The following is a 3,491-nucleotide window of genomic DNA, read 5'->3' as shown; positions in this document are numbered from 1 at the left end:
TCACGAAGATCATTCGAATAAGGTCGCGTCATGGATGCTGGCCTCCATTCCAGCATCCATCATGAATCACAATTCCGCTGATTTGGGAATCCAGAGCGGATTCCGATAAGTCATGAACCGCTCTAAATGCCTGGCTTGCGGCAGCGCGGATCGACAACGGCAGCGTGTTTCAAAAGATCGATCGCCGGGGCAATGTTTCCAAGCGTTCGCTGGATTCGAAGGCGATCAACGACATCGTCAAGCACAGAGCGGCGCTGGCCGGCCTCGATCCAACTGAATTCTCGGCACACGGTATTCGCTCGAGCTATCTCACTGAGGCCGCGAACAGAGGTATTCCGCTTCCCGAAGCCATGGAGCAATCCCGGCATCGATCCTTCCAGCAGCCCTCCGAATATTACAACAGCACGACCAGCCGGAGCGGAAGGGCCGCATGGCTTCTGTCCTGACAATCGTCTGATGTTCATCGGACAAGTTATGTGATGATCGATGTGCTAGCGCGCCTTATCCAAGGCTGCCATGGCCTGGTCGAGGCCCTTCCAGGAGAGGGGAATTGCAACGGTCTGGCCGGAGGCATCTGTGAAGCGCAGCTGTCCGTCTGTGCCGGCGCGCAGGATGGCAAGCGATGCCGCATCAGGCTTGGCGCTTGCCGCACAGCTGCCGGCAAGGCAGCGCTGCCAGGACAGCTCAAGCCCGCCCTTTTCCTCATCCCCCGTCTTGCCGTTACCCGACAGGTGGATGGTGCCCGGCAGGGATATGTTGACCGGCACTAGGGCTGTCAGGATCAGCTCCTTTTCCCCCGGTAGGCGTCCAATAGCGACTTGGGCGATCGGCTGGCTCTGGCCCTGCACCTGCACGGTCTGCATGACCTCGCAAGTCTGGGCGCCGGCGCGGCCGGACTTGCTCGCATCGGCTGCGGTTTGTACCGACGCTGGAAGCTGCACACAGCGCAGAACCCAGCTGCCATAGCTGGCCGTGGTCGCTGTCGGCTCCGACGGGATGGAGGCCTTCGCAGGATCCGGTTTGGTCGTATCAGGCTTGGTCTGGGCGCCTGCTGGCAGCGCCATCAGGCTGACGCTCATGATGAGGATAGCAGAACGAAGGAGATTGGCTGTGATGCGCATGGAAATGGGAACCGGATTGAATGACTTGGAGAGATGCCAGGAAACCAGAAGCTCTGCCCATGATCTCCCTGGTGAATGACGCGGCGAGGAAAACCAGCCTTGGTCAAAACCTTGCGATGAACCTTAGGTTGAAGCGGTTTGTGCTGTCAATATCGGAGGCCTGCCCATGGGCATATTCCAGCGACAGCGTGTCCGAGTGCGGGCTCGCCTTTTCCGACAGGCCGAAGCGGATACCGGCCCCGAAGGCACTTGCCCGCGTGATACTGCGCTCCACCGAGGTCGGCTGCTCGAGCTTGGCAAGGCCCGCGGCGGCAAAGACATAGGGAGCAGCAGCACTGCCGAGCGCCGGCGCCAGACTGAAAGTGAGGGGAAAGGCCGCCTCCGCACGCATGGCTGCACCCGCATCGCCTTCAATCTGGCCGCCGTTGAAGGCCGATAGCCAGTCGAAGCCGCCGAGCGCAAACTGCTCGGAGGAGGCCAGCGCATCTCCGAACGAGGTCTGTGCCTTGGCCGCCAGCGAGATACGCACTCGATCGGCGGCGAGTGATTGGCTGTAGAAGGCCGAGGCTTCGAGCTTGCGGAAGTCGGGTTCCGCCCCATCGCGCGACAGCGGCAGATCGCTGGTCGCACTGCGTGCGCCGAGCGCATCAAGCCCGAACGAGGCCGTCAGGCTGCCGCTCAGCTGGCCGCCCCAGGCGGTGATCATGTCGCCGCTCTGCGTCAGGCGAAGCACCCGCAGCTGGTCTTCCGTGAAGGCGGAACGCACACCGTCAAGATCGAGCTTCTGCTTTTCCTGCATCACGTCAAAGGAGAGCACCGAGCTTGTATTGAGGTCGCGGGCGCGGATCCAGCTGTAGCCGAGCTTGGTGGAGAGGCGCTGGTAGTGATCCACCATCGTATAGGCAAGATCCGAGGTCGGATGCGTCTGGCTGTCCACGCTCTCCATGTTCAGCCAGGCGCCATCGGTGCCGAGCGGAACCGTGAAGCCGGCAATCGCCTGACGGTTGCGCGGATCGTCGCTGAAGATACTGTCGTTGAAGCCCGGATAGCCCGACAGGCGCAGATAACCGACTTCGCCAAGACCGAGCAGGCTGTTGAAGTCAGCGCCGAGACCAACCGTATAGGTGCCGAGGTTTTTGGCAAGGTTGTTGTCCATGGTCACCGTGGTGGTCACCGCATCATAGCGGCCATCAACCACGACCACCGTGGTACCGGGCTTTGTACCAGCCTTCAGCGTCGACTTCAGCATGACGCCCGGAGTGTCGCCCGCCAAAAGCAGGCGTCGCTCCAGCTCCGCTTTCGTCACGCCCGGCTTGCCGACGAGCGGCGCAAGCACGCTTTCCACGCGCGCCCTGACTGCAGGCGAAAGGGCAGATGCGTCGATCGCTTCCACCTGTCCGTTGGTGACGACCAGCCGCAGCGGCCTGCCGTCCCTGATCGTCTGGGCCGGCAGCGTCACGCGCACCAGCAGGTAGCCGGCCTTGGCATAGGCCTCCTCCAGCCGGCGGGACGCAGCAAACAGGTCTGCGCCGGTGACCCGCCTGCCCTTCAGCGAGGCTTCGATCGCAGCCGTCTGGGAACCAAGCTCCGGCAGGCCACCCTCCACCGCCAGCCCAGACGGCGTCACGCGCAACGTCTCGGCACCCTTCGGCGCCTCCGCACCGGTTGAGGCCGGAAGGCTCAGGCCTCCCGCCACCGCACGCACCACAGGCGGCGCATAGCTCTCCTGCGTCACCTGGCTCGCCGTCTGGGCAAACGCTGAAACCGGCAGCGCAAACATCGTGCCAAGGCCGAGCACAGAAAGCGCCCACGTGACAATAATGCGGTTCAAAAATGGGTTCATCATCTTATTCATCGTCAGTTGCCGGTGCAGGTAATGGCGAGGCCCGAACTCGATTGAGCCTGCCCCATCTGGGCGCCGGAACAAGTCTCGGCGGTCATGATAAACTTGCCAGAGCTCGGGTTGACAGCTGGATTGTCGTAGACCACAGCCTGCGGCGTTAACTGGGACGGAATGAGTATCGGCTCCAAAACCTCGTGGCTGGTCGTGTTGACCGACAGTGGGCGGGGACGGGGTGCTACGGTGCTCAACGGGGAAACTATCAGTGTGCCGGCAGTATAGGTAATCCTGTAATTGCTGTTACGAAGCGAGCCTTGCATAATGCCGTAGGCGCCAACATTCGACGCCGAGGTCGCCGATGTTGCAAGTGCGCCGAACAAGCTGTCTCCGGTTACGAGGCCCGAACCGCCGACCGTATAGGTGAGCTCCGGAACCGGATCGCCATAGGTCATGCTTTGGGCATTGGCCGCGACAGTAATCGACCGCTGGGCAACCGTCAGGGTACCGGGCTGATAGCTGATGGTGTAATT

Annotated in this window: 3 protein-coding genes and 1 pseudogene; 1 reads left to right on the top strand and 3 read right to left on the bottom strand. The window is 61.9% G+C overall.

Annotated features, from left to right (window positions below):
• Positions 1 to 119: 119 nt before the first annotated feature.
• Positions 120 to 446 (top strand): annotated as a pseudogene (locus GA0061101_RS38395) (tyrosine-type recombinase/integrase); the annotation flags it as partial.
• Between the two features lie 45 nt (positions 447 to 491).
• Here the strand turns inward: GA0061101_RS38395 and GA0061101_RS38390 are convergent.
• The 3 genes from GA0061101_RS38390 to GA0061101_RS39810 all read right to left on the bottom strand — a co-directional run.
• Positions 492 to 1,121, bottom strand: coding sequence for an invasion associated locus B family protein (locus tag GA0061101_RS38390; protein ID WP_092577813.1), 630 nt, complete (start codon positions 1,119 to 1,121; stop codon positions 492 to 494).
• A gap of 103 nt (positions 1,122 to 1,224) precedes the next feature.
• Positions 1,225 to 2,964 (bottom strand): ShlB/FhaC/HecB family hemolysin secretion/activation protein, encoded by a 1,740-nt coding sequence (locus tag GA0061101_RS38385; RefSeq protein ID WP_208865063.1) that lies wholly within the window; start codon positions 2,962 to 2,964, stop codon positions 1,225 to 1,227.
• A gap of 14 nt (positions 2,965 to 2,978) precedes the next feature.
• On the bottom strand, positions 2,979 to 3,491 hold a 513-nt coding region (locus tag GA0061101_RS39810; protein ID WP_208865062.1), incomplete at its 5' end, for an MBG domain-containing protein.

The sequence above is a fragment of the Martinezella lusitana genome, from assembly GCF_900094565.1.
Lineage (GTDB): Bacteria > Pseudomonadota > Alphaproteobacteria > Rhizobiales > Rhizobiaceae > Rhizobium > Rhizobium lusitanum.
Note: the sequence above shows the minus strand (reverse complement) of the source record. Positions and strands in the feature narration are given on the sequence as shown.

What these genes read in the sequence shown, in the direction of transcription:
- GA0061101_RS38390 (WP_092577813.1), bottom strand. Translation starts at nt 1,121, where the DNA reads ATGCGCATCACAGCCAATCTCCTTCGTTCTGCTATCCTCATCATGAGC.
- GA0061101_RS38385 (WP_208865063.1), bottom strand. Translation starts at nt 2,964, where the DNA reads ATGAACCCATTTTTGAACCGCATTATTGTCACGTGGGCGCTTTCTGTG.